The organism is Bradyrhizobium sp. S3.2.6, assembly GCF_040546885.1.
GTDB lineage: Bacteria > Pseudomonadota > Alphaproteobacteria > Rhizobiales > Xanthobacteraceae > Bradyrhizobium > Bradyrhizobium cytisi.
On sequence record NZ_JBEPOS010000001.1, the window covers coordinates 648,829 to 675,740 of the forward strand.

At 64.9% G+C, this 26,912-nt stretch carries 21 protein-coding genes; 13 read left to right on the plus strand and 8 right to left on the minus strand.

Annotation, left to right across the window (positions count from 1 at the left end):
• Window positions 1-291: 291 nt before the first annotated feature.
• From ABID58_RS03010 to ABID58_RS03025, 4 genes are all read right to left on the minus strand, one after another.
• Window positions 292-1,029 (minus strand): response regulator, encoded by a 738-nt coding sequence (locus ABID58_RS03010; RefSeq protein ID WP_148751020.1) that lies wholly within the window; start codon window positions 1,027-1,029, stop codon window positions 292-294.
• A gap of 39 nt (window positions 1,030-1,068) precedes the next feature.
• Entirely contained in the window at window positions 1,069-2,814 is a 1,746-nt protein-coding gene (locus ABID58_RS03015) for an ATP-binding response regulator (protein WP_148751019.1), read from the minus strand.
• A complete protein-coding gene (locus tag ABID58_RS03020) occupies window positions 2,784-4,805 on the minus strand; it encodes a sensor histidine kinase (RefSeq protein ID WP_354031673.1) in 2,022 nt (673 codons plus the stop codon). Before ABID58_RS03020 ends, ABID58_RS03015 begins: the two co-directional genes overlap by 31 nt.
• A gap of 62 nt (window positions 4,806-4,867) precedes the next feature.
• Window positions 4,868-5,863 (minus strand): TRAP transporter substrate-binding protein, encoded by a 996-nt coding sequence (locus ABID58_RS03025; RefSeq protein WP_148751018.1) that lies wholly within the window; start codon window positions 5,861-5,863, stop codon window positions 4,868-4,870.
• Window positions 5,864-6,079: 216 nt separating this feature from the next.
• On the opposite strand from ABID58_RS03025, the gene ugpB reads away from it, so the two are divergent.
• The 10 genes from ugpB (at window position 6,080) to ABID58_RS03075 (ending at window position 17,345) form a co-directional block, all read left to right on the plus strand.
• A complete protein-coding gene (gene ugpB, locus ABID58_RS03030; protein ID WP_148751078.1) occupies window positions 6,080-7,393 on the plus strand; it encodes a sn-glycerol-3-phosphate ABC transporter substrate-binding protein UgpB in 1,314 nt (437 codons plus the stop codon).
• Between the two features lie 158 nt (window positions 7,394-7,551).
• On the plus strand, window positions 7,552-8,493 hold the full coding sequence (locus ABID58_RS03035) for an aminoglycoside phosphotransferase family protein (protein ID WP_502916372.1): 942 nt from the start codon (window positions 7,552-7,554) through the stop codon (window positions 8,491-8,493).
• 334 nt (window positions 8,494-8,827) lie between these two features.
• Window positions 8,828-10,450, plus strand: a complete 1,623-nt coding sequence (locus tag ABID58_RS03040; protein ID WP_354031477.1) for an ABC transporter substrate-binding protein — start codon at window positions 8,828-8,830, stop codon at window positions 10,448-10,450.
• A gap of 239 nt (window positions 10,451-10,689) precedes the next feature.
• Window positions 10,690-11,703, plus strand: a complete 1,014-nt coding sequence (locus tag ABID58_RS03045) for an ABC transporter permease (protein ID WP_148751016.1) — start codon at window positions 10,690-10,692, stop codon at window positions 11,701-11,703.
• An 11-nt stretch (window positions 11,704-11,714) separates the two neighbouring features.
• The gene (locus ABID58_RS03050) at window positions 11,715-12,611 is read left to right on the plus strand and encodes an ABC transporter permease (RefSeq protein WP_148751015.1); all 897 of its coding nucleotides are present in this window, start codon (window positions 11,715-11,717) and stop codon (window positions 12,609-12,611) included.
• 292 nt (window positions 12,612-12,903) lie between these two features.
• Window positions 12,904-14,622, plus strand: a complete 1,719-nt coding sequence (locus ABID58_RS03055; protein ID WP_354031478.1) for a dipeptide ABC transporter ATP-binding protein — start codon at window positions 12,904-12,906, stop codon at window positions 14,620-14,622.
• 26 nt (window positions 14,623-14,648) lie between these two features.
• Window positions 14,649-14,828: a DUF4089 domain-containing protein gene (locus tag ABID58_RS03060; protein ID WP_187434813.1), complete on the plus strand. Its 180-nt coding sequence runs from the start codon at window positions 14,649-14,651 to the stop codon at window positions 14,826-14,828.
• Window positions 14,829-14,835: 7 nt separating this feature from the next.
• A complete protein-coding gene (locus ABID58_RS03065) occupies window positions 14,836-16,233 on the plus strand; it encodes an AtzE family amidohydrolase (RefSeq protein ID WP_354031479.1) in 1,398 nt (465 codons plus the stop codon).
• A 1-nt stretch (window position 16,234) separates the two neighbouring features.
• A complete protein-coding gene (hpxZ, locus tag ABID58_RS03070; protein WP_148751013.1) occupies window positions 16,235-16,627 on the plus strand; it encodes an oxalurate catabolism protein HpxZ in 393 nt (130 codons plus the stop codon).
• 4 nt (window positions 16,628-16,631) lie between these two features.
• Window positions 16,632-17,345 carry a GntR family transcriptional regulator gene (locus ABID58_RS03075; RefSeq protein ID WP_354031480.1) on the plus strand — a complete coding sequence of 238 codons (714 nt, stop codon included), beginning with the start codon at window positions 16,632-16,634 and terminating at the stop codon, window positions 17,343-17,345.
• 108 nt (window positions 17,346-17,453) lie between these two features.
• Here the strand turns inward: ABID58_RS03075 and atzF are convergent, their stop codons facing one another.
• Both atzF and ABID58_RS03085 read right to left on the minus strand, forming a co-directional pair.
• On the minus strand, window positions 17,454-19,259 hold the full coding sequence (gene atzF / locus ABID58_RS03080; protein WP_502916377.1) for an allophanate hydrolase: 1,806 nt from the start codon (window positions 19,257-19,259) through the stop codon (window positions 17,454-17,456).
• 206 nt (window positions 19,260-19,465) lie between these two features.
• Window positions 19,466-19,972, minus strand: coding sequence for a MarR family winged helix-turn-helix transcriptional regulator (locus ABID58_RS03085; protein WP_354031482.1), 507 nt, complete (start codon window positions 19,970-19,972; stop codon window positions 19,466-19,468).
• 149 nt (window positions 19,973-20,121) lie between these two features.
• Here ABID58_RS03085 and ABID58_RS03090 point away from each other — a divergent pair, with 149 nt between their 5' ends.
• Window positions 20,122-21,972, plus strand: a complete 1,851-nt coding sequence (locus ABID58_RS03090) for a feruloyl-CoA synthase (RefSeq protein ID WP_354031483.1) — start codon at window positions 20,122-20,124, stop codon at window positions 21,970-21,972.
• A gap of 232 nt (window positions 21,973-22,204) precedes the next feature.
• On the opposite strand, the gene ABID58_RS03095 is transcribed toward ABID58_RS03090, so the two are convergent.
• Window positions 22,205-22,708 carry a MarR family winged helix-turn-helix transcriptional regulator gene (locus ABID58_RS03095; protein WP_354031484.1) on the minus strand — a complete coding sequence of 168 codons (504 nt, stop codon included), beginning with the start codon at window positions 22,706-22,708 and terminating at the stop codon, window positions 22,205-22,207.
• A gap of 83 nt (window positions 22,709-22,791) precedes the next feature.
• Between ABID58_RS03095 and ABID58_RS03100 the strand changes: the two genes are divergently transcribed.
• Together ABID58_RS03100 and ABID58_RS03105 are read left to right on the plus strand one after the other, a co-directional pair.
• Window positions 22,792-24,000 carry a cytochrome P450 gene (locus ABID58_RS03100; protein WP_354031485.1) on the plus strand — a complete coding sequence of 403 codons (1,209 nt, stop codon included), beginning with the start codon at window positions 22,792-22,794 and terminating at the stop codon, window positions 23,998-24,000.
• Window positions 24,001-24,037: 37 nt separating this feature from the next.
• Window positions 24,038-25,249 carry an ABC transporter substrate-binding protein gene (locus tag ABID58_RS03105; protein ID WP_354031486.1) on the plus strand — a complete coding sequence of 404 codons (1,212 nt, stop codon included), beginning with the start codon at window positions 24,038-24,040 and terminating at the stop codon, window positions 25,247-25,249.
• 129 nt (window positions 25,250-25,378) lie between these two features.
• Here ABID58_RS03105 and ABID58_RS03110 read toward each other — a convergent pair whose 3' ends face one another.
• Window positions 25,379-26,641 (minus strand): NAD(P)/FAD-dependent oxidoreductase, encoded by a 1,263-nt coding sequence (locus tag ABID58_RS03110; RefSeq protein ID WP_148751006.1) that lies wholly within the window; start codon window positions 26,639-26,641, stop codon window positions 25,379-25,381.
• Window positions 26,642-26,912: the final 271 nt, after the last annotated feature.

The following is a 26,912-nucleotide window of genomic DNA, read 5'->3' on the forward strand; positions in this document are numbered from 1 at the left end:
GAGCGGCGTTTCCTTGGACCAAAGTGTTAATGAGCCAACGTTTCGGGACGTCTGCACGAAAAGCGGAAAATGGTTTCGTGCGCCGCCAAATTGTTTCGTCGGTTCAATCGCGACGAAACATTCAGGGCAAAAAAGCGTGGAATTTCAATGTGTGGAAAATACGGTACCGCGGAGTTGGACCGGGAGGAACGAGTTTCGAAGCTTCGCGTTTGCGGGCGCCACACCTACCGCTGTCGTCCCGGACAAGCATCAGCGCAGATCCGGGACGACACCGTGGATGGTGCGTGATGTCTACGCCTTCTCGCCGGCGGGCGAGAACAGATAGCCGCCGCCGCGGATGGTGCGGATCACGGCGGGTTTTGTCGGGTCGGGCTCGATCTTGCGGCGGATGCGCATGATGCGGAGATCGACGGCGCGGTCGAAAGCTTCGGCGTCGCGCGCATTGGCCAATTCCAGCAGGCGCTCGCGCGACAGCACGCGCTTCGGGTTGGCCGCGAACACCTTGAGCAGCCCGAACTCGGACGCGGTCAGCGGATGCTCGTTGCCTTCGTCGTCGCGCAGGGCCTGGGCTTCGAGGTCGAGCCATTTGGTGCCGAAGCGCACCAATTGATCCTTGTCCGATTTCGCGGGCGCCGCGCCGGCGCTAGCGGCTTTCGCCGGCGTGCTCCGCCGCAGCACCGAGCGGATGCGTGCCATCAGCTCGCGCAGCTCGCAGGGTTTTGCGACGTAATCGTCGGCGCCGAGCTCGAGGCCGACGACGCGGTCGATCGGGCTCGCGGTTGCGGTCAACATGATGACCGGCACGTTGATGCGGCTCTTGAGGTCGCGGATGATCGAGAGGCCGTCTTCCTCGGGCATGTTGAGGTCGAGCACGACGAGGTCGGGCATGCTGCCGTCGATCGCGGTGCGCAAGCTCTTGCCGCCGTCGCACAGCGTCACGGTGAAGCCGTGCATCTTGAGGTAATCGCCGACCATCTCCCGGGCCGGGGCCTCGTCGTCGACGATCATGATGTGCTGGCTTTGTGTCATGTCACTCAGATCTCGGTATTCAGAATCTCGGTACTCAAATTACGGTGTCTCGGTCGCAGGCAGGGTGATGGTGAAGGTCGAGCCCTTGCCCGGGCCGTCGCTGTTGGCGGTGACCTCGCCGCCATGCATGTCGATAATACGCTTGACGATGGACAACCCAAGCCCCGTCGAGCTCTCACCTGCGGTCGGTTTTGCCGATAGCCGCTGGAACCGGCCGAACAGGCGGCCGAGATCCTCCGGCGACAGGCCGGCGCCCTCGTCGCTGACGCGGATGATGGTGTCGTTGGCCTCATGGGTGACTGCGACGGCGATCTTGCCGGCGATCGGCGAATATTTGATGGCGTTGCTGATGAGATTGTCGATCGCCTCGCGGATGCGGTCGGTGTCGCACATGGTGACGATGTTGACCGGCGCGGTGACGTGGATGGCCTGCTGCTTGTTGACGGCGAGCGGCTGGTTGGCCTCGGCGACCTCCTTCACCAGTGCCGCGACGTCGACCGGCTCCCGGCGGATGGTGATGTCGAAGGCATCCGCCATCGCATCCGAGATCAGGTGGTCGACCATTGATGTCAGCCGCTTGGTTGCATCGCGGATGTGGTCGACCTGGGCGCCCACGCCGCTCGCGGACGCGCCGGTCGAGATCAGCTCCTTCAGCATCTCGGTGCGACCGAGGATCACGCCGAGCGGGTTCTTCAAATCGTGCGCGACGGTGCCAAGGATCTCGTTCTTGAAGCCGTTGGCGCGTTGCAGCCGCAGCCATTGCGCCGAGAGCCGGCGGTTGGCCTGCATCAGCGCGCGGGTGCGCTGGGCGACGCGGTCCTCCAGCTGCGTGTTGGCGTCCTGGAGCTGCTGATAGAGGATGACGTTGTCGAACGCGATCGAGAGCCGGCTGGAGAAGATCTCGACCAGCGAGCGGTCGGTCTCGGACAGGTCACGCTCGGCCTGCAGCAGCACCACGACCTCGCGGCCGCTTCCGGTGCGCAAATAGATCACGCTGCGGTGGTCGGCGAATTCGTTCTTGCGGCGCTGGAACGCAGCCTCGACCATCTCACGCAAATCAGGGTCGAGCGCCTTCGACGTCGTGGTGCCGATGAAGCGGCTGTAGCAGCCGCTGCCGGCGAGCACCGAGAGCTCGGGATCGACGCCGCCATTGTCGCGCAAGACCAGTATACCGGCGCAATCGACATTGAGCAGCGAGGCGAGCTGGGTCAGCACGCCCTCGGCGAGCCGCTGCATCGACTTGAAGTCGTACAGCGTCGAGGCGGCATCGATGATGATCTCGAGCCCGCGCCTTGTCTGCACCATGCGCTCGAGCTGCTGGTAGGAGCGCAGCGCCGCGGTCAGCGAGGTGAACAGCTTGTCGGCGGTGAGCTCGGTCTTGGCCTTGTAGTCGTTGATGTCGTACTGCACGATCACGCGCCGCTCCGGCGCCTGGCCGGGCTGTCCGGTGCGCAGGATGATGCGCACGGTCTCGTTCTTGAGCTCGCTGCGGATGTATTCGACCAGCTCGAGGCCGGCGACGTCGGTCTCCATGATGACGTCGAGCAGCACTGCGGCGATGTCGTTGTGCTCCGCCATCAGCTTGCGGCCTTCCGCCGCGGAATGGGCGGAGAGGATCTCCAGGCCCTGGCCGTTCAAGCTGTAGTCCGAGAGAGCAAAACGCGTGCCGTCATGCACGGCCGGATCGTCGTCGATGACGGCGATCTTCCATTTCCGGGCGTCCATATCCTCCGACGCGGTGCCGGTGTCGTCGATCAGGTGGAGGACATCGTCCTGTTCGGCCATTGCGAAGTCCCGTCGCTTTCTGTGCTTGGCGCGCCGCCCTTGGCGATCCGCGGCATGATAATCCGAAAAGTAGTGCCTTGTCCCAGCTTGGATTCCAGCATCATCCGCCCGCCCAGCTGCTGGGTGACGAGGTTATAGACGATATGAAGCCCGAGTCCCGTGCCACCTTCATTGCGCCGGGTGGTAAAGAATGGGTCAAAGGCCTGGCGCTGCACGTCGGGGGTCATGCCGGCCCCGTCATCGGCGAAGATGATCTCGATATCGTCGGTGGCGCGCGGCCGCGCCGAGATGGTGATGGTGCCAGCGCGCCCGTCCGCGAAGGCGTGGTTGGCGGCGTTGAGGAACAGGTTGGTCAGGATCTGGCCATAGGAGCCGGGATAACCGTCGAGCAGCAGCCCCTCGGGCACGTCGACCAGCAGCGTGATCGGCGAGCGCTTCAGCACGGGCCTAAGGCTCGCGATGATCTGGTCGGTGGCTTCGCTGAGTGAGAACTGACGCCGCTCGGCATGGGAGCGGTCGACAGCGACCTGCTTGAACGACTGGATCAGCTCGCCGGCGCGGGTGAGGTTGGCGACCAGCTGCTGCGAGGCGTCGCGCGAGGACTGCACGAATTCTTCCAGCTGCGAGCGGCGCAGGCCGCCGTCGCCCCTGAGCTGGGCCTCGAAGATCTCGCTGCGCCTCGCAAAACTCGAGGCCACCGTCAGGCTGATGCCGATGGGGTTGTTGACCTCATGCGCGACGCCGGCGACGAGGCTGCCGAGCGCTGCGAGCCGCTCGGCGTCGATCAGGTTCTGCTGCGCGGCGTTGAGCTCGAGCAGCGCGCTCTCCGCCTTTTCCTTCGATGCCCGCAGCTCGTCCTCGGTCTCGCGCTTGGCGATCGCATTCTCGCGGAACACCTCCACCGCGCGCGCCATCGCGCCGACCTCGTCTCGCGCGCGCGTGCCTTGCACCTCGCGGCCGAGATCGCCGAGTGTGATCGCGCGCATCGACGCCATGATCTGCTGCAGCGGCAACCGGATCGACAGCGCGATCAAGACGCCGGCGCTAAGGATGATGCCGAGGAAGATCACCGCGATCGACAGCACCCGCCGCGAGATGTTCGCCAGCGTGCGGTCAAACGTCTCCTGCGCCTTCTGCTCGCGCCGGCGCATCTTTGTCGAAAGATCGTCGATGGCGCCGATCGCCTCGGCCTGGCTGGCGTCGATCGTGTTGCGCAGGAGCTCGGTGCGGCTCGTGAGCTGCTCGGACAGCTTTGCAAAACCCTCGCGCAGCGCCGTGGTACGGGCGCCGAGCTTCTGCAGCGCCATGCGCTGCAGATCGTTGTCGGCGAGATCGATCATGACCGGAATGGTCTTCTCGATCGTCTCGGTGTTGCGGCGCGCATCGTCGGCGGCACCCGGCGACAGCGACAGATAGTACGAATTGGCCGCGACCAGCATCGCCGTGAAGGCCTCGCGCGACTTGCCGAGCGAGGGCCAGATCAGTGCGTCGCGATGGCCGGTGGCGCCCTCGATGATGGAGTAGAGGCCCGCCATGTCCTTGGCCGGGCCCTGCACCTGCTCCTCGTAGGTCCTGGCGATGGTCGCCTGCACGCTGCGCAGCTCGCCAAAGCCGTTGAGGAAGCGGTCGGTGGTGCGCTCCAACTCCTCGACCGAGCCCGACAGCATCGGATCCTTGGCGGCGCGGTCGGTCAGCGTGCCGAGCACGGCCTCGCGCAGCAGCAGGATCTCGGCGAACAGGTCCGGGCTTGGCTGGTTGATGTAGCGGTGGATCAGGTTCTGCAGGCGCCCGGTCTCGCTTTCGAGCAGCGCCAGGACCCGGTCGGATTCGCGCACCTGGCGGACGTCGTCCCAGGCCGAGCCCAGCACCTGCGCGCCGTTCCAGATCATCGCCACCAGCACGATCACCACGGCGGAGTTCAGCGCCGCGATCGACAGGATGCGCCAGCGGATCGGCACCGCCCGCAGCGCGCCGACGAGCCGCGCACGCATCCGCCCGATCGGACCGGACGGCCGCTCTGCGAGCTCGCTATGTCCGGGCGCGGCCAGTCGTGTCACTCCACCTTGCGAATGCGTTCGATCAGCGCGGCCGCGGCGGGATTCTGCGCGGCCTTGGCGTAGATCGGCGCCATCGCGTCCTCGAACGGCTTGCGGTCGATGTCCTTGATCACGATGATGCCGGCGGCCTCCGCCTTGCGCTGCGACTGCTCCTCGAGGTCGCGCCACTTCTCGCGCATGAACTGGCTGGAGCGTTGCGCGGCCTCCCTGAAGATGGTCTGGTCGTCGGCCGACAGGCTGCGCCAGGCCTTGAGCGAGATCACCAGCACCTCCGGGCTCATCGTGTGCCCGGTCAGGGTATAGTAGCCGGCATATTTGTAATGGTCTGTCGTCACGAAGGATGGCCAGTTGTTTTCGGCGCCGTCGATCAGATGGGTTGCGAGCCCCGTGAGCACCTGCCCATAGGGCAATTCGACCGGCTCGGCGCCGAGCGAGCGGATCATCTCGCTCATCAACTCCGACTGCTGCACCCGGATCCGCAATCCCTTGAGATCGGCGATGCTCTTCAGCGGGCGGACGGCATTGTAGATCGAGCGTGCCCCGGAATCGTAGAAGGCTAGCCCGACGAAGCCGTAGGGCTCGAAGCTGCCCAAGATCTCATTGCCGATCGGCCCGTCCAGCACCTTCTGCATGTGCTCGATGGACCGGAACAGGAACGGCATGGCGAGCACGTTCATCGCCGGGACGAAATTGCCGATCAGGGCCACGTTGGTCCGGTTGAGGTCGATCGCGCCGGCGCGGGTCTGCTCGATCGTCTCCTTCTCCTCGCCGAGCTGGCGGGAGTGAAACACCTTGATCTCGTGCCGCCCGCCGGTGCGCTCGGCGATCAGCGCGCCCATGTAGCGCAGCGCCTGGACGGTCGGGTAATCCTCGGTCTGGGTGTCGGCGGCGCGGAATTCGCGCGCAGCAGCGTCCGTCGCGCAGATGGCGAGCAGAAGCGCGACGAAGATCACCCCGGCCCGCGAGAGTTCGGCACGGTTCAGCACTGGCACACTCAACCCCTCGGAGATGGAGTCTATGGCAGGACCAAAAGGTTCAATGCAATCTAGCAGATGGTCGAGGGAAGGCCATCCCGCGCCGCTCCCCCCGGCGCGATTGTGCGGCGCGACCGGCCTTTATTCCTGGTTGAAACCGCAGGTACCGCGCCTTAAGCAGGGTACGCTCGCCTTTTGCCGCTTGATCCGGGAAGCGCCATCGTGACTTCAGCAATGCGCCTTTTGCAGGTCGCCGCCGCCACCTTGGCCCTCGCCTTGAGCTGCGAGGCGCGCGCCGCCACCGACATCGCGTGGTGGCACGCCATGTCGGGCGAGCTCGGCAAGCAGCTCGAAAAGCTCGCCTCCGATTTCAACGCCTCGCAGTCCGACTACCGCGTCGTGCCTGCTTACAAGGGCAATTACACCGAGACGGTGACGGCCGCGATCTTCGCCTTCCGCTCGCGCAGCCAGCCCGCGATCGTCCAGGTCAACGAAGTTGCAACGGCAACCATGACCGCGGCCAAGGGCGCGATCTATCCGGTGTACAGCATGATGCGCGACATGGGCGAGCCGTTCTCGCTCAACGACTATCTTCCGGCGGTCTCCGGTTATTACACCGACGCCGCCGGCAATCTGCTGTCGTTCCCGTTCAACTCGTCGACACCGATCCTCTACTACAACAAGACCATGTTCCGCGACGCCGGCCTCGATCCCGAGACGCCGCCGAAGACATGGCCCGAGCTCGGCGCCGCTGCAAAGCGGCTGCGCGATCGCGGCGCCGTCTGCGGCTTCACCACGTCCTGGCCGTCCTGGATCCATGTCGAGAATTTTTCGGCGTTCCACAATCTGCCGCTGGCCACGCGCGCGAACGGTTTTGCCGGTCTCGATGCGGAATTGACCATCAACAATCCGGTCGTGGTCAAGCACGTCGCCCAGCTCGCCGAGTGGCAGAAGACAAAGTTGTTCGACTATAGCGGCCGCGGCCAGTCGGCCGAGCCGCGCTTCCAGAACGGCGAATGCGGCATCTTCATCGGCTCCTCGGCGACGCGCGCCGACATCAAGGCGAATTCGAAGTTCGAGATCGGCTACGGCATGATGCCGTACTGGCCCGACGTGAAAGGCGCGCCGCAGAATTCCATCATCGGCGGCGCCACGCTGTGGGTGCTGCGCGACCGGCCGCGCGACGAATACAAGGGCGTGGCGCGGTTCTTCGCCTATCTGTCGCAGCCCGGCGTGCAGGCCGCCTGGCATCAGAACACCGGCTACCTGCCGATCACCCGTGCCGCCTTCGAGCTGACGCGCGCGCAAGGATTCTACGAGCGCAATCCGGGCTCGGCGATCTCGTTCGAGGAGATCACGCTGCATCCGCCGACCGAGAATTCGAAAGGCATAAGGCTCGGCTCCTTCAACCTGATCCGCGGCACGATCGAGGAGGAGCTTGAGCACGCCTTCGCCGGCCAGAAGAGCGCGCAGGCCGCGCTGGACGCCGCCGTCGAGCGCGGCAACAAGCTGCTGCGCCAGTTCGAGCGCGCCAGCCCGGATAGGTAGCGGCGGGATGGAAGCTTGCCGATTGGAGCGCGAGACCCTCCACGTCGTCATGGCCGGGCTTGTCCCGGCCATCCACGCCTGCCCCCCAGCACGAAAAGCGTGGATGCCCGGGACAAGCCCGGGCACGACGAACTCGAGTGCACAAAGGCGCGATGTCGATGACACTACCCCACTTCGCTGATGCGGTGAGCTTCCGCGCCTTTCGCTCCGCTTCCTCGCAATGGCTGCCGATCGTGCTCGATATCGCGCGCGGCCACGGCATCGACACCAGCTCGCCGCATGTATTTTCGACCGGCACCAATCTCGTGGTCGGGCTTGGCGAGAAGCTGATCCTGAAAATCTTCCCGCCGGTGCTGCGCGCGCAATTCGTCTCCGAACGCGGCTCGCTGATGCAGCTGAAGGGTCGGCTTCATCTGCCGATTCCGGAGATCGTCGCGGAGGGTGAGCGTGACGGCTGGCCCTATCTCATCATCACGCACCTCACCGGCACGCTCGGGTCGGATGTCTGGCCACAACTGCCGGAAGCGCAGAAGGAGCGCGTGCTGCGCCAGATCGGCGAGACCATTGCCGCCGTGCAGCGCGCGCCGCTCGGCCCGCTGGCGCAAATCGAGCCGCGCTGGGATGCGTTCATGCGCACGCAGATGCAGGGCTGCCGTAACAGGCACACGCATCTCGGCCTCGCGCCAAAATTCCTAGCTGGCCTCGATGATCTCCTGCACGACGCCGCAACGCTGATTCCGGTCGACGCACCGCCGGTGATCCTGATCGGCGAATACATTCCGGAAAATTTTCTGCTCGCCTGCCACGACGGCGACTGGTCGCTCGCCGGCCTGTTCGACTTCGGCGACGTGAAGGCTGGATGGCGCGATTACGATCTGCTCGGCCCGAGCGCCTTCATGGCGGCGGGCCGGCCGGGGAGGGTGCGCAGCCTGCTCGAAGGGTTTGGCTACGAGAAGCTGGACTACGCGCTGAAGCGCCGCCTGATGGCGCTGATGCTGCTGCACCACGCCAGCGACCTCAACAGCCACATCTGCATCGCGGGCTGGCAGGACAAGGTGGACGATCTGATCGCGCTGCAGGAGTTGATCTGGGCGGGGTGAGCGCCTCCCGCTCCGTCATTCCGGGGCGCCGCATAGCGGCGAGCCCGGAATCCATCTTCCCTCGCGTTCCGTGGCCCGATGGATTCCGGGCTCGATGCTTCGCATCGCCCCGGAATGACGGGCAACGCTCATTAAGCGGGCTCTGGCTTCGATGCGCCTATAAAATAGGCAATTATGCGTCTCTGTATGCAATGATCCTGAGAACCCTTTGAGGCCGAAATCTGAAATGCCTTATTCTTTCAGGCTGTTGGGCCGGCGTGCGTTGCTTCCAAGCCTTGGCACGAACCTTGCGAATCCAGTTCCAACCAGAAACTTTTTGAGTTGGAGCATTTTTATGAAGCGCCGCGATTTTCTCAAGTCCGTCTCCGGATTGGCCGCCGGCGCGACGCTTCCGGTCATTCCGTCCGTGGTCTCCTCGGCCTATGCCGACGCGCGCTCGGAGACGCTGCTGATCGTCTCGGAAGGCGGCCCCAACAATCTCGACATCCACGGCGTCGGCACCAATGTGCCCGGCTATGAGGTGTCCTGGAATTGCTACGACCGGCTGATCAGCCACGAAATGAAGACCGGCCCCGGCGGCGTGCCTTATTACGACCGCGACAAGTTCAAGGGTGAGCTCGCCGAGGAGTTCAAGATCGACGACATGTCGGTCACCTTCAAGCTGCGCAAGAACGCCAAATTCCACGATGGCACGCCCGTCACCGCCAAGGACGTGAAGTGGTCGCTCGATCGTGCGGTCAGCGTCGGCGGCTTCCCGACCTTCCAGATGAGCGCGGGCTCGCTGACCAAGCCGGAGCAGTTCGTCGTCATCGACGACCACACCGTGCGCGTCGACTTCCTGAAGAAGGACAGGCTGACGGTCCCCGATCTCGCGGTGATCGTGCCCTGCATCGTCAACTCCGAGCTCGTGAAGAAGAATGCCAACGAGAAGGATCCCTGGGGCCTCGAATTTACCAAGCAGCAGACCGCGGGCTCCGGCGCCTACAAAGTGACGAAGTGGACCGCGGGCACCGAAGTGATCATGGAGCGCAATGAGGATTGGGTCTGCGGTCCGCTGCCGAAGATCAAGCGCGTGATCTGGCGCATGGTGCCGCAGGCCGGCAACCGCCGCGCGCTGCTGGAGCGCGGCGACGCCGACATCTCCTATGAGCTCCCGAACAAGGATTTCCAGGAGATGAAGGCCAGCGGCAAGCTCAACGTGGTGTCGCTGCCGTTCTCCAACGGCATCCAGTATATCGGCATGAACGTCACCAAGCCGCCGTTCGATAATCCAAAAGTCCGTCAGGCGGTGGCCTACGCGCTGCCCTACCAGAAGATCATGGATGCCGTGATGTTCGGCCTCGCGAACCCCATGTTCGGCGCCGCGAAGGACAAGCCGACCGAAGTCGCCTGGCCGCAGCCGCACAAATACAACACCGACATTGAGAAGGCGAAGGCGCTGATGGCGGAAGCCGGCCTCGCCAGCGGCTTCGAGACCACGATCTCCTTCGATCTCAACTTCGCCGGCGTCAACGAGCCGCTCTGCGTGCTGGTGCAGGAAAGCCTCGCCCAGATCGGCATCAAGACCACCATCAACAAGGTGCCCGGCGCCAACTGGCGCACCGAGTTGAACAAGAAGGAGATGCCGCTCTTCACCAACGTGTTCTCGGGCTGGCTCGATTATCCCGAGTACTTCTTCTACTGGTGCTATCACGGCAACAATTCCGTCTTCAACACCATGAGCTACAAGTCGGCGGAGATGGACAAGCTGATCGACGGCGCGCGCACCGCAGCCGCGACCGGCGACATGGCGACGTATGACACCGACGTGAAAGGCTTCGTCGATCTCGCCTACGCCGACATCCCGCGCATCCCCCTGTACCAGCCCTTCGTCAACGTCGCGATGCAGAAGAACATCTCGGGCTACCAATACTGGTTCCACCGCCGCCTCGATTATCGCGCGCTGGCGAAGGGGTGATGCGTCATGAGCGCGCGCGACATGGCCGCGACGCTGGCTGGCCTGCTGAGTGAGGCGGGCACTGTCCTCTCATTCCCTCTCCCCTTGTGGGAGAGGGGTAGGGTGAGGGGTAGCCACGAATTCCGACCGCGCTTGGGGCCACCCCTCACCCCAACCCTCTCCCACAAGGGGAGAGGGGGCGCAGCTGAGCGCGCCTGTAGACCGTTCTCACAGGCCATCAACATCAGGAGTCCCACGCCATGCTGACCATGATCGGCAAGCGCCTGATGTTCGCGATTCCCTCGCTGATCGGCGTCGTCATCGTCACCTTCCTGCTGACGCGTGCGCTGCCCGGTGATCCGGCGGCGTACTTCGCAGGCCCCGCGGCGACCAAGGAAGCGGTCGAGCAGATCCGCAAGAAGCTCGGCCTCGACAAGCCGCTGATCGAGCAGTTCTTCCGCTACACCAACGATCTCGCGCATGGCGATTTCGGCAACTCGCTCACGACAGGCCAGCCGGTCGCAGCCGAAATTCGCAACCGGCTTCCGGCTTCGGCCGAGCTGACACTGCTCGGCCTGATCGTCTCCATCGTCATCGCCATTCCGCTCGGCGTGCTCGCGGCGACAAGACCAGGATCATGGATCGATCATCTCTGCCGAATAACAACGACAGCGGGCGTCTCGCTCCCCGTATTCTTCACTGGCCTGGTGCTGGTCTATTTCTTCTATTTCCGGCTCGGCTGGTCGCCCGCACCGCTCGGCCGTCTCGATGTGTTCTACAGCGCGCCGCCGACGGTCACCGGCTTCTATCTGATCGACACGCTGATTGCGCGCGACTTCGAAGCGTTCCGCTCGGCGTTGAGCCAGCTCATCCTGCCCGCGACGACGCTCGCGATCTTCTCGCTGGCGCCGATCGCGCGCATGACGCGCGCCTCGATGCTCGCGGTACTGTCGTCGGAATTCGTCCGCACCGCGCGCGCCAGCGGCCTGTCGCCGACGACAGTCATCGTCACCTATGCGTTTCGCAATGCGATGCTGCCTGTCATCACCACGCTCAGCATGGTGTTCTCGTTCCTGCTCGGCGCCAACGTGCTGGTCGAAAAAGTGTTCGCCTGGCCCGGCATCGGCTCCTACGCGGTGGAAGCGCTGATCTCGTCGGACTTCGCGCCGGTGCAGGGCTTCGTGCTGACCATGGCGGTGATGTACGTGCTCTTGAATCTGGTGATCGACATTCTCTATGGCGTGATCGATCCACGCGTGCGGCTTGAAGGGTAGGGGGACACGCTATGAGCACCGTCGCGCCAGCCGTTGAACCCGGTCCCGCCCGCACCTCGGGACTGGTCGCGATCCTCGAACAGACCCGCTATGTCCTCGGCGAGAACAAGGTCACGGGCTTTTCCTTCGCCCTGCTGATCGTGATCCTCCTTGCCGCGATCTTCGGTCCCTACACGGTGCCGTACGATCCGCTCGCCTCCGACACCGCGGCGGCGTTGAAAGCACCATCGGCGGCGCACTGGTTCGGCACCGATCAGCTTGGGCGCGACATTTTCAGCCGCGTCGTGGTGGCGACGCGGCTCGATACCTTCATCGCGGTCGCCTCCGTCGTGCTGGTGTTCCTGATGGGCGGGCTCGCCGGCATCGCAGCCGGTTACTTTGGGGGCTGGACCGATCGCATCGTCGGCCGTATCGCCGACACCATCATGGCCTTCCCGCTGTTCGTGCTGGCGATGGGCATTGTCGCCGCGCTCGGCAACACCGTGCAGAACATCATTCTGGCCACCGCCATCGTCAACTTCCCGCTCTACGCCCGCGTCGCGCGCGCCGAAGCGAACGTGCGCCGCAATGCCGGCTTCGTGCAGGCGGCGCGTCTCTCCGGCAACGGCGAATTCCGCATCCTGCTGGTGCACATCCTGCCGAACATCATGCCGATCATGATCGTGCAGATGTCGCTGACCATGGGCTACGCCATCCTCAATGCCGCCGGTCTGTCCTTCATCGGCCTCGGCGTCCGCCCGCCGACCGCCGAATGGGGCATCATGGTCGCCGAAGGCGCGGGCTTCATGGTCTCGGGCGAATGGTGGATCGCGCTCTTCCCCGGCCTCGCGCTGATGATCGCCGTGTTCTGCTTCAACCTCCTCGGCGACGGCCTGCGCGACATCGTCGATCCCCAGCGGAGGACGTGATGGTTGCTTTATCTGAAGCTGGTGCCGTTCTTCGCCTCTCCCCGCACGCGGGGAGAGGCCGGGCCGCGCTAGCGGACCGGGTGAGGGGGGCTCTCCGCGAGCTCCTCTGGCAATCGTTTGCGCGGAGAGAGGCCCCTCACCCCAACCCTCTCCCCGTAAGAACGGGGAGAGGGGGCGAGAGAGCTCTGCCTGCCTCGCTCGCAATCTTCCTGCTAAAAATCCTCAATGTTTCCAACGCCGTTCTACTGTGCATGGGGTTGTTTCCGAGCTTTTTGAGTGCCGGGAGGCATCCATGACCGCCCAGCCGCTGCTCGACGTCCAGGACCTCACCGTCGAATTCACCACCCGGCGCGGCATCGTCAAGGCGGTGCAGCACGTCAACATCTCCGTCGCCAGGGGCGAGACGCTCGCCATCGTCGGCGAGTCCGGCTCCGGCAAGTCGGTGACGTCCTACGCGGTGATGCGCATCCTCGACCGGGCGGGGCGGATCGCCGAGGGCTCGGTGATGTTCTCCGGCATCGACGTCAAGGCCGCGACCGAAGGCCAGATGCGCGACCTGCGCGGCCGCGAAGTCTCGATGATCTTCCAGAACCCGCGTGCGGCGCTGAACCCGATCCGGAAAGTGGGCGACCAGATCGAGGACGTGCTGCGCACCCATGTGCAGCAGGCGATGGTTTCGGACCACGGAGAAAAGGCGATCGAGGCGCTGGAGCAGGTCAAGATCGCGCGCCCGCGCGAGCGCTATCACGCCTATCCTTTCGAGCTCTCCGGCGGCATGTGCCAGCGCGTCGTCATCGCGCTCGCGCTCGCCTGCAACCCGCAGCTCCTGATCGCTGACGAGCCGACCACCGGCCTCGACGTCACCACCCAGAAAGCGGTGATGGACCTGATTGTCGAGCTGACCAAGCGCAAGGCGATGTCGACCATCCTCATCACCCACGATCTCGGCCTCGCCGCCGCCTATTGCGACCGCGTCGTGGTGATGGAAAAGGGCCGCGTGGTCGAGACCGCCAAGGCCGCCGACATCTTTACCAACCCGCAGCACCCCTACACCAAGAAGCTGATGCGCGCGACGCCGCGGCTCGGTGTGAGCTTGCGGGATCTGCTGCCGGAGGAGGAGGGAGCCGCGAGCGCGGAGCCTGCCCCGGCCGTCGCCGCAATTGCAGAGGGCCAGCAGCCCCTCCTGCTCATCGAAAAGCTGGTCAAGGAATACCCCCGCCAGGGCGCCACCGCCACGCTCGGAAAACTGTTCGGCCGCAAGCCGCCGGTCGAGCCGGACGTGTTCCGCGCGGTCGACGGCATCAGCTTCTCGATCGGCCATGGCGAGAGCGTCGGTCTGGTCGGCGAATCCGGCTGCGGCAAATCGACCACGTCGATGATGGTGATGCGGCTGCTGGACCAGACCTCCGGCCTGATCCAGTTCGACGGCGAGGACATCGGCGGCATTCAGCCTGCCGCCTTCGCCCGGCTGCCGCAGCGCAGCCAGATCCAGATGGTGTTCCAGGACCCGACCGACAGCCTCAACCCTCGTTTTACCGCGGCGCGCGCCATCGTCGATCCGATCATGCAGCTCGGCGATATCAGGGGGCGCGATGCGCTTCGCGCCCGCTGCGAGGAGCTGGCCACCATGGTCGGCCTGCCGCACAATCTGCTCGATCGCTTCCCACACCAGCTCTCCGGCGGGCAGAAGGCCCGCGTCGGCATCGCCCGCGCCATCGCGCTGCATCCAAAGCTCGTCATCCTGGACGAGCCGACCGCGGCGCTCGATGTCTCCGTGCAGGCAGTTGTCCTGAACCTGCTTCAGGATCTGAAGGCGCGGCTAGGTATGAGCTATCTGTTCGTCTCGCATGATTTGAATGTGGTGCGCTTGTTGTGCGATCGTGTCATTGTGATGCGGACGGGGCGGATCGTCGAGGAAGGCTCTTCCGAGCAGGTCCTGAGCGATCCGCAGGACGATTACACCAAGGAGCTGCTGACGGCGATCCCGCATCCGCCGTTGCAGATCCACTGAGAGTGCATTGATTGTTTGGGAGCGTGATGGCCGAGCCGCTGGACGACTATATCGACGCCGTATCGAAAGCGCTGGCGCTGCCGGTCGAGGAGGCCTGGCGGCCCGCGGTACGCGCCAATCTCGAAGTCTCGCTGCGGCTTGGTCGCCTCGTCGACGAATTCGCGCTGCCGGACGACACCGAGCCGGCGCCGATCTTCACGGCCTGATGCTGCCATGACCACCAAGCCAGAGATGACGGCCTCCGAGATCGCGAATGCGGTTGCGCGCGGCAAGATGTCCGCGCTCGATGCCACCGAAGCGGCGCTCGCGCGCATCAAGCAGCGCGACACCCTGCTCAATTCCTTCACCGACGTCACCGCCGATCGCGCCCGTGCGAAAGCGCGTGCGATCGATGCCGACATTGCGGCCGGCAAGACCGTCGGCCCGCTCGCCGGCGTGCCCTTCGCGGTGAAGAATCTTTTTGACGTCGCGGGTCTGCCGACGCGGGCCGGCTCGAAGATCAACCGCGACCTCGCGCCATCCCAGCGTGACGCGACCTTGATCGAGCGACTGGAGGCGGCCGGCGCCGTGCTGGTCGGCGCGCTCAACATGGGCGAGTACGCCTACGACTTCACCGGCGAGAACGTCCACGACGGTCCCTCGCGCAATCCGCATGACATCACGCGGATGGCCGGCGGCTCATCAGGCGGCTCCGGCAGCGCCGTCGGCGGCGCGCTCGTGCCGATTGCCCTCGGCTCCGACACCAACGGCTCGATTCGCGTGCCGTCCTCCTTCTGCGGCATCTTTGGCCTGAAGCCGACCTATGGCCGGCTGTCGCGGGCGCGCTCGTTCCCGTTCGTCGCGAGCCTCGATCATCTCGGCCCGTTCGCGCGCTCGGTGACGGATCTCGCGCTCGCCTATGACGCGATGCAGGGCCCGGATGCCGACGACGCAGCCTGCACGACAACACGTGGTCTGGAGCCGACGACGCCGCTGCTCGCCAATCCGGTTTCGGACCTGCGCATCGCCATCGCCGGCGGCTACTTCCAGAAGAACGTGTTTCCGGAAGCTGTCGAAGCCGTCAGCCGCGTCGCCAAGGCGCTTGGTGCAACGCGGGTGGTTGACGTGCCCGAAGCCTCGCGCGCCCGCGCGGCGGCTTATGTCATCAGCACCACCGAAGGCGCATCGCTACATCTCGATCGCCTGCGCAAGCGCCCGAACGATTTCGATCCCGCCGTGCGTGACCGGCTGATCGCCGGCGCCATGGTGCCGGCGCCGCTGGTCGACCGCGCGCAAAAATTCCGTCGCTGGTATCGTGCGCAATTCGCCGAGATATTCAAATCCGTCGACGTGCTGATCGCGCCGGCGACGCCCTGCACCGCGCCAAAGCTCGGCCAGGTGAATTTCAATCTCGACGGCGTCGAGCTGCCGGTGCGCGCCAATATCGGCATCCACACCCAGCCGATCTCGTTCATCGGCTTGCCCGTGGTTGCGGTGCCGGTGCCGCTCGAGCCGCTGCCGATCGGCGTGCAGATCATCGCCGCGCCCTGGCGCGAGGACATCGCGTTGCGCGTTGCGCACGCATTGGAGAAGATGGGCGTGGCCGCCGCGCCGTCACCCAGAGGATTTTGAGATGGAGATCGATCTCCCCGACGTGATCGCGGAAGTCAAAGCCGCGTTCGAGCGCTATGAGCGGGCCCTCGTCGCCAACGACGTCGCCGTGCTCGGCGAGCTGTTTCGCAACGATCCCCGCACGCTGCGCTACGGCATCGGCGAGAACCTCTACGGCTATGGGGCGATCTCGGGTTTTCGGGCCGGCCGCTCGCCGGTCGGCTTGAGCCGCCGCACCGCCAAGACCGTGATCACCAGTTATGGCCGCGATGCGGCTGTCGCCTCCACTCTGTTCTATCGCGACACGGCTCCCGGCAAGGTCGGCCGGCAGATGCAGACCTGGATTCGCTTCCCGGAGGGCTGGCGCGTCGTCGCTGCCCATGTCAGCATCATCGACGAGTCGAAAGAGACCTGACCGTATGACGCTTGACGATTTTCCGCCCGGGACACTGCCGGTGGTGCCGCGTGTCGACCGTGCCTCGCCATCGATGCAGAAGGTCACGCGCGCCGAGGAACTGCGTCTCCAGCTTGCCGACGAGATCGTGCGTGGAACTCTCGCGCCCGGCGCGCCGCTCGACGAGACCGACATCGCGCGACGCTTCAGCGTCTCGCGCACGCCGGTGCGCGAAGCGCTGCGGCAACTGGTCGCGAGCGGCCTGGTCGAGGCACGACCGCATCGCGGTGCGGTCGTTGCGCAGCCGTCGATCGAGCGGCTGACGGGCATGTTCGAGGCGATGGCGGAGCTGGAGGCGCTGTGTGCCTGCCTCGCTGCCGAGCGCATGTCGGCCGCCGAGCGTCACGGTCTCGAAGCGATCCACGAGGAGCTCCGCGTCCTCAGCTACGCCGGTAATCCCGATCGCTTCCACGAGGTCAACGAGCGTTTTCATAACGCGATCTATGCGGGTTCGCAGAACGGTTACATCGCCGAGATCACGCTGGCGACGCGGGTCCGCGTGCAGCCGTTCCGCCGCGCCCAGTTCCGCAACCTCGGCCGTCTCGCAAAGTCGCAAGCCGAGCACGACCGCGTCGTCGTCGCCATCATGCGCGGCGACAAGCATGGCGCCGCCGCCGCGATGCGCGCGCATATCGAGCTGGTGCGCGGGGAGTATGAGATCTACGCGGTGTCGGTGTGATAGAGTAGATCGAGTAGGGTGGGCAAAGGCGCAACGCGCCGTGCCCACCATCTTCCGCGATGATCTCGAATTTGGTGGGCACGCTTCGCTTTGCCCACCCTACATCACCTACGTTGTCGCGGCTTCCTTCATATACGCGCGCCAGCCGCCATACGCGGTGATATCCCGCGCCGCGCCCAGCGCCTCCGGCTCGACGAGAAACCCCTTCACGCTGCGGCCATCCGCAAGCCGGATCGTACCGATCGCCATCGGCGCAGGGATCGCGTTGACGAACTTGCCGAAGGCCGATGACGACAGCGACCAGATCTCCAGCTCGATCGACGCGCCCGTGCCGGCTTCGACGCGCAGCAGGCCCGGCTTCGGCGGCGTGGTCTTCAGCGCATAGAGTTTGTAGTCCGGCGCGGTCCTGGTCGCCTCGATCAACTTTGCGTTCAGCGTCTTCAATTCGCCATTGAGCGCCATGCCGGAAAGATGCGCGCCGACCACGGCGATCGGGATCTCGTCGCCGCTGCTTCTGGCAAGCGCCGCAAGCGGCGCTTGCGCCACGCCCTTCGCACCAAGCGTCAACTTCGTATCGGCATGGAACACGCGCCCGATGCTCGCAAGCATCGCATCGCGGCCGGCGGGCGCCAGCAGCGTGATGCCGAAAGGAGTGCCGTCCGTACGCATCGCCGCCGGCACGGCAAGGCCGCAGAGGTCGAGCAGATTGACAAAATTTGTATAGGTGCCGAGCCGGCTGTTGAGCTCGACCGGATTGGCGAGCACCTGTGCGGTCGTATAGGCCGTCGGCGCCGTCGGCAGCACCAGCGCGTCGATATTGGCAAATGTGCGCTCGGCGATCTTGCGCAGGCCCTGCAAGCGGTAGAGTGCCGAGAAGGTTTCGGCTGCTGTGAGCCGCGCACCGGCCGCGGTGATCTCGCGGGTCACCGGATGGATGGAGTCCGGCGCGGACGCCAGCAGATTCTTGATCACGAGATAGCGCTCGGCAACCCAGGGCCCTTCATAGAGCAGTCGCGCCGTCTCGTAGAACGGCTCGAGATCGAACTCGACCAGCTCAGCGCCGAGTGTGGTCCAGCGCTTCAGGGCTTCGCCGTAAGCGGCTTCGGCTTTCTTGTCGCCGAAGAAGATCAGCTGCCCGTTGCGCGGCACGCCCAGGCGCAGATTTGCCGGAAGCGGCGTGATCGCGCCCAGCGGCCGGTCGCGTGAGAACGGATCGGCCTGATCGGGCCCCGTCATCACCGACAGCGCGAGCGCAGCATCATCCACCGTCAGCGCAAACACCGAGATGCAGTCGAGCGTGCGACACGCCGGCACAAGGCCTGCGGTCGAGATCATGCCGAGGCTCGGCTTCAGCCCGACGATGTTGTTGAGCAGGGCCGGCACGCGGCCGCTGCCGGCTGTGTCCGTGCCGAGTGACAGCGGCACGAGGCCTGCGCCGACCGCCACAGCGGAGCCCGAGCTCGATCCGCCCGGAATGAGATCCTCACGGATCGAATTCCTGGGAATGCCATAGGGCGAACGCACGCCCACGAGGCCGGTTGCGAACTGGTCGAGATTGGTCTTGCCGATGATGATCGCGCCTGCCGCGCGCAGCCGCTCGACTGCCGTCGAGTCATGCGTCGGCGCATAGGAGAAGGCCGGGCAGCCCGCCGTGGTCGGAAAGCCCAGCGCGTCGATATTGTCCTTCACGGCAACCGGCACGCCATAGAGCGGCAGGCTGGCGGCATCCTTCGCGGCAAGCTTCCCGGCCTCCGCGATCGCGTCCTTCTCGTCGCGCAGGCTGATGAAGATCGCGGGATCGTTGTGGTCGCGAATGCGCTGATAGGTCCGCGCGACCGTCTGCGCCGGCGTCATTGTGCCCGCGCGATGCGCGGCCACAATCGCGGCGATCGTTTCAGGCTGCTCAGCCCCCATTTCAGCCTTCATGGCGATAAAACTCCGGCAACTTGTCTTCACCCGGAATGAAGCAAGCGATGTGCCATTGTGTACATTATCCGGGCAGCGCGGTTGCTCCGGATACTATCGAAAAATCAGTAGCTTGTGGAATACCTCGACGATCGATTGCGCTGCCGAGCTAGGGCCCGGTCAAGAGCGTCTGCTCAAACAATGAGCAGTTCGGATCAGGTGAAGCCGGCGAGGATCCGAAGCAGCTGCTCCCGGTTGGCCTTGCCGATCTTCTCCTCGACATGCCGCTCGTGCTCGATGGCGAGCCGCTTGAATTTGGCCAACGCCGTCTCACCTGGGCCGGTGAGATGCAGCGCGTGCGAGCGCCGATCCTGTTTCGACTTGATCCGTTTCACCAGCTTGCGCTGTTCGAGGCTGTCGAGCAGGTGCACCAGCCGGGCGCGCTCGATGCCGAGGCGCTTTGCCACTGCCATCTGCGAGAGCCCGGGGTTGGCGCCGATCACGGTCAGCACCGAATATTGCGTCGGCCTGATGTCGACGTCGCCGAGCGTCTTGATGAAATCCTGAAAGATCCAGATCTGGAAGCGCCGCACCGCATAGCCGGCGTGGCCGACCAGCGCGTCCAGCCCGATCTCGTCCGCGTCGTTCCGCCGCGCCGCGCCATTGCCGGCGCGTTTGCGTGGGGAGGGGCGGGTGTCGGCTCGAGCTGCGCTGGCTGTCACATCGTGTCTCCTGCCGCGCGACCTTAGCGCCTTGGCGGTCCCAACGGAAGATTGTTGTTGACGACAACAATTGTCCCGCCCAACATTATGGCCAAAGCGGCCCGCAACGAGGCTGCGGCCGATTCCGGATATGGGCGAGGGAGGAAACCATGACGTCAGCCACTCGCGGTGACGCTTCGAGCCTGTTCGCAACGCCAAAGACCGTCGCCGAGCATCGCGCCGACGGCAGCATTGTGCTGCGCTCGGGCGAGCCCTTGCGCGATTGCGCGCGCTGCATCGGCGACTGGCTGGAGCATTTTGCGCGGCAGACCCCGGACAAGATCTTCCTCGCCGAGCGCGGCAGTACCGAATCGCCGTGGACCACCGTCACCTATGCGCAGGCGCTGCAGCAGGTGCGAGGCGCGGCGTCATGGATCCTCGCGAGGGGCCTCAGCGCGGAATGCCCACTCGTCATCCTCTCCGACAACAGCATCGACCATGCGTTGCTGGCGCTTGCCGCTCAGCATGTCGGTGTGCCCTCGGCCGCGATCTCGCCGGCCTATTCGCTGATGTCGAAGGATTTTGACAAGCTCAAGAGCATGATCGCGCTGCTGGAGCCGGGCGCGATCTATGTCTCCGCAACAAAGCCGTTTGCGGCGGCGCTCGCCGCGATCAAGCCGCTGCATAAGGCGCAGATCATCAGCGGCAATGCCGATGATGCCGGCGCGCTTGCCTTCCGCACCATTGCGGCAACAGCTGAGACGCCTGACGTTGCAAAAGCCTTTGCCACGGTGACCCCGGACACGATCGCAAAATTCCTGTTCACGTCGGGCTCGACCGGCACGCCCAAGGCGGTCATCAACACCCAGCGCATGCTGACCTCGAGCCAGCAGGCCAAGGCGCAGACCTGGACCTTTCTGGAGCAGGGCCACGGCGATCTCGTCATCCTCGATTGGCTCCCCTGGAGTCACACCTTCGGTGCCAACCACAATTTCAATCTCGTGCTGCGCAACGGCGGCTCGCTCTACATCGACGGCGGCAAGCCCGCGCCCGGTCTGTTCGCGACGTCACTGGCCAATCTGAAAAGCGTGATGCCGACGGTCTATTTCAACGTGCCGCGCGGTTTCGACATGCTGATTGCGGCGCTGCGCGGCGATGAGGAACTGCGCCGCCGCTTCTTCGGCGAGGTGAAGTTCGCCTTCTATGCCGGCGCCGCGCTGCCGCAGAATCTCTGGGACGCGCTCGAAGAGCTTTCGATCGAGACTGTTGGTCGTGCGATGCCGATGGTCTCGGCCTGGGGCTCGACCGAGACCTCGCCGTTGGCGACCGACTGCCATTTCCTCGCTGAACGTTCCGGCAATATCGGCGTGCCGATTCCGGGCACCGAATTGAAGCTCGTCACTTGCGGCGACAAGCTCGAGGTGCGCGTGCGCGGCCCCAACGTGACGCCGGGCTACTGGAAAGCGCCCGAGCTGACCAGGCAGGCTTTTGACGAAGAGGGCTTTTATCTGATCGGCGACGCGGTAAAACTTGCCGATGCGGGGCGTCCCGAGCGCGGCCTGTTCTTCGACGGCCGTGTCGCGGAAGATTTCAAGCTCAATTCCGGCACCTGGGTCAACGTCGGCACGCTGCGCGTCGCCGGCATTACAGCGCTTGCGCCGCTGGCGCAGGACATCGTCGTCACGGGTCACGGCGGCGACGAGGTGCGCTTCTTGGTGTTCCCGAACGTCGCAGCCTGCCGCGCTCATGCCGGTCTGCCCGGGACGGCAGATGTGAATGACGTACTGGCGCACGACAAGGTCAGGACCACGTTGGCGCAAGGCCTCGCAAGACTGAAGCAGCAGTGCGCCAACTCCTCCGGTCACGCCACGCGCGCGCTGTTGCTCGCCGAACCGCCATCGGTGGACGGCGGCGAGATCACCGACAAGGGCTACATCAACCAGCGCGCGGTGTTGACACGCCGTGCGGATGCCGTGGGGCGGTTGAATGCTGATGCGTCGGCGGAGTGGGTTGGTCTGTAGCGGTTCACGAACCCAAAGCTCGCCCGGATATGCCAGCCATTCTGCCGCATTATCCGTCGATTATTTTGTTGCCTAAGCAACTAATTCATGCGAATCGTTCCGGACAAGGATGACGGCGGGGGAACCGCTGCGCCTGATCTGGGAGGAAACGATGCTCGGCAGGAACGGCGCCGCGGGTAAATGCCTGCGCATGTCCGAAGGCGGCAATACGACGCGCCTCACGCCCGCCGCGTCAGCTGGTGCTGCCGCCCGTCACCGCGCCGAGGTTTTCGTGCAGCCGGCGCAGCAGGTCGATCAGTACCTCGCGCTCGTCCTTGCTCAGACAGGACAGCAGACGCCGTTCGCGCTCGAACGCCGCGACGATCACCTTGTCATGGGTGGCGCGGCCCTTCGCCGTCAGCGAGATCGAATGGGTGCGGCCGTCGTTCGGATCGGTGCGGATCGACACATGGCCGCGCTTCTCCAGGCCGGCGAGCGTGCGGCTCACCGGGCCCTTGTCGAAGCCGATGACGTGGCAGATGCGCGAGGCGGGAATGCCGGGCTCGATCGCCAGCAGGGACATGATCCGCCACTCCGTGACGTTGACGCCGAACTGCCGCTGATAGAACGCGGTCGCGCTGTTCGAGAGCTTGTTGGCGATGAAGGTGATGAACGCCGGGACGTAACGATCGAGGTCGAGCGTCGGCCCGAATTCAGCGGGCGCGGGCTTTTGGCGGGATCTGGTCGAAGGCGGCATATCGGGAATCTGTCTCGCGGCGTGCCCAGAGACCTAAGGGCAAGCGCCGCCCTTTCACAAGATCAAAATGAGGGAGGATTTTTATGAGCGCACCCGGCTCCGCCGCATCAAGCGTTCCGCATCTCGACGTCGATCCCTTCGACATGAATTTCTTTGCCGATCCTTATCCCACACATGAGCTGCTACGGGAGACGGGCCCGGTGGTCTATCTCGACAAGTGGAAGCTCTATGGCGTGGCGCGCTATGCCGAGGTTCATGCGGTTCTGAACGATCCCACGACGTTCTGCTCCAGCCGCGGCGTCGGCCTGTCCGATTTCAAGAAGGAGGCGCCGTGGCGGCCGCCGAGCCTGATCCTCGAGGCCGATCCTCCCGAGCACACCCGCACCCGCGCCGTGCTGTCGAAGGTGCTGTCGCCGACCGTGATGAAGGGGCTGCGCGACCGTTTTGCCGCGGCGGCGGAAGAGCGCGTGGATGCGCTGCTGGAGCAGCGCAGTTTTGATGCGATCACGGATCTAGCAGAAGCCTACCCGCTCTCTATCTTTCCGGATGCGCTCGGGCTGAAGCCCGAGGGGCGCGATCATCTCATTCCCTATGCGAGCCTGGTGTTCAACGCCTTTGGTCCGCCGAACGAGTTGCGCAAGGAGGCGATCGCGCGTTCGGCGCCGCACCAGGCCTATGTCACCGAGCAGTGCCAGCGCGACAACCTGACGCCGGGCGGCATCGGCGCCTGCATTCATGCCCATGTCGACGAGGGCGCCATAACAGCCACGGAGGCGCCGCTGCTGGTGCGCTCGCTGCTGTCGGCCGGCCTCGATACCACGGTCAACGGTATCGGTGCCGCCGTCTATTGCCTGGCTCGCTTCCCCGATCAGTGGCAGCGCCTGCGTAGCGATCTCACGCTCGCGCGCAACGCTTTCGAAGAGGCCGTGCGCTTCGAGAGCCCGGTGCAGACCTTCTTCCGCACCACGACGCGCGATGTCGAGCTGTCAGGCGCCACCATCGGCGAAGGCGAGAAAGTGCTGATGTTCCTCGCGGCCGCCAACCGCGATCCGCGGCGCTGGGACAAGCCTGACAGTTACGACATCACCCGCCGAACCTCCGGCCATGTCGGCTACGGCTCGGGCATTCACATGTGCGTCGGCCAGCTCGTGGCGCGGCTCGAAGGTGAGACGATGCTCTCAGCCTTGGCCCGCCGCGTTGCCAGCATCGACATCACCGGCGAGCCGAAGCGCCGCTTCAACAACACGCTGCGCGGGCTCGACAGCCTGCCGGTGACGATCACGCCGGCTTGACGCTGCCGGCGGCGAAACCAATCAAGGGGAGGGACCAATGAAGAACTTGAAGTGGACGCTCGCGCTCGCTGCGAGCCTGATCGGCGGCGCCGCGAGCGCCGAGATATCCGACAATGTCGTTTGCGTCGGCGTGCTCAACGACATCTCCGGCATTTTTCAGGACACCAACGGCATGGGCTCGGTCGAGGCCGCGCGCATGGCGGCCGAGGATTTCAACGGCGGGGCTAAGGGCATCAAGGTCGAGATCGTCTATGCCGATCACCAGAACAAGGCCGATGTCGGCAACGCCATCGCGCGCAAATGGCTCGACGTCGAAGGCGTCGATGCGATCGTCGACGTGCCGAACTCCGCGGTCGGGCTCTCCATCAACACGCTGCTGCGCGACAGTCGCATGACGTACCTGGCGTCGTCGACCGCGAGCGCCGATCTCACGGGCAAGGCCTGCTCGCCGAATACCATCCAATGGGTCAACGACACCTGGGCGACCGGCAACACCACGGCAGCGGCGATGATGTCGCGCGGCGGCAAGGACTGGTATTTTCTGACGGTCGACTACGCGCTCGGCAAGGGCATCGAGGCGGAGGCGCAGAAATATATCGAGGGCCATGGCGGCAAGGTGCTCGGCTCCTCAAAACATCCGCTCGGCACCTCCGACTTCGCCTCGTTCCTGTTGCAGGCGCAGGGCTCGAAAGCGCAGGTGATCGGCCTTGCCAATGCCGGCGGCGACACCATCAACGCCGTGAAACAGGCCGCCGAGTTTGGCATCCAGCAGAGCGGCCAGAAGCTCGTCGCCTTCCTGCTCTTCATCAACGACGTTCACGGCATGGGCATCAAGGTGGCGCAGGGCCTGCAGCTCATGGAAGCCTTTTACTGGGACATGAACGATGACACCCGCGCGTTTGCAAAACGCTTCGCCGCGCGTCCCGGCATGAACGGCAAGATGCCGAGCGGCAACCAGGCCGGCGTTTATGCCTCCACGCTCGCCTATCTCAACGCGGTCGCTGCGACCGGCAGCGACAATGCCAAGGACGTCGTGCCCGAGATGAAGAAATTTAAGGGCAAGGACAGACTGTTCGGCGACACCGCGATCCGCCAGGACGGCCGCGTCGTGCATCCGATGTATCTGTTCGAGGTGAAGAAGCCGGAAGAGTCGAAATATCCCTACGACTATTACAAGCTGGTCTCGACGATTCCCGCGGAGCAGGCGTTTCGCCCGATGGCGGAGGGTGGGTGCGAGTTGGCGAAGTAGATCTCGTGCCCCGGACGCAGTGCAGCGCGTAGCGCTGCGCTGCAGAGCCGGGGCCCATGACTGCTGGGTCCCGGCTCGGCGTCGCGTCATTTCATGCCGCGCCGCGTCCGGGACACGAGAGAAGCACCCCTACACCACCTTGCTGCTGCCCTGCGTGATCAATCGCGCCGCGCGCTGGTCGCGGGCGTAGATCCAGAGCCAGCTCAGCGCTACGCTGAGGCGGTGGCGTAGGCCGATCAGGAAATAGATGTGGGCGATGCCCCAGATCCACCACGCGATGGTGCCGCGCAGTTTGATCTTGCCGAAATCGATCACCGCGAGACGCTTGCCGATCTGGGCGAGGCTGCCGGCGTGCTTGTAGCGGAACGCTCCCTTGTTCTCGCCGCGCAGCCGGGCCTTGATGGTCTCGGCGACATGCTTGCCCTGCTGCTTCGCGGCCGGCGCGATGCCGGGCACCGGCTTGCCTTCCCAGGCGTTGATATTGATGGTGTCGCCGATCGCGAAGATCTCGGGATGGCCGGGAATCGTCAGGTCGTCTTCGACCTGCACGCGCCCTGCGCGATCGGCCGGTGCGCCCAGCCATTCCGCGGCGGGCGAGGCCCGCACGCCGGCGGCCCAGATCCGGGTCTTTGCCTCGAGCAGCTTGGCGCCGAACACGACGCCCTCACGATTGATCTCGGTGACGGCCTGTCCGAGCACGACCTCGACGCCGATCTTCTCGAGCGAGGCTTGCGCATAGGCCGAGAGGTCGTCGGGAAAGCCCGCAAGCACGCGCGGGCCGGCCTCGATCAGTACGACGCGCGCCTTGGTGGTATCGATGTTGCGGAAATCGCCGGGCAGCGTGTGGTGCGCCATTTCGGCGATGGTGCCGGCAAGCTCGACGCCGGTGGGACCGGCACCGACGATCACGAAGGTCAGCCGCGCCGCGCGCTTGGCCGGATCGGTCTCGCGCTCGGCGCGCTCGAACGCCACCAGGATGTGACGGCGCAGCGTGGTCGCGTCTTCCAGCGTCTTCAGCCCTGGCGCCCATGTCTCCCACTCGTCATGGCCGAAATAGGCATGCCGCGCGCCGGTCGCGAGCACCAGCGTGTCGTAAGGCACCTCGCTGCCGTCGTCGATCAGCACGCAGCGCCTGGCAGCATCAACGCCGCTGACGGTCGCAAACAGCGTCGTCACTTCGCGCCGGTCGCGCATGAGATGGCGGACCGGCCAGGCAATCTCGCTGGTCGCAAGCGAGGCGGTCGCGACCTGGTAGAGCAGCGGCTGAAACAGATGATGGTTGCGGCGGTCGATCAGCGTGATCTCGACTGGCGCGCCCGCCAGCCGGTAGGTCGTCTCCAGCCCGCCGAAGCCGGCGCCGACGATGACGACGCGATGTGGTGTCGTGGTCATGATGTACCCTCGAATCTCGCTGCTCTATTTCCTCATTTAAGTGCCGATTGGGCGCCGCGGTCCAATAGCTGTCATCAATCACGGAAATAGGCTCGGCATATCGACCGGCCCCCCGCGAAAAAGCGCCGCAGCCTTGGACCGGACTTGGCCGAAGTAGGTAGAATTATATTTCTTGCCATCGCCGTTTGGGGCGAAATATGGTGCAAGGGAGGGCGCTGAGCCATTGGCGGCCCGACAGATTTTGCGTTCAATAGAGACAGACCCGGGCGGC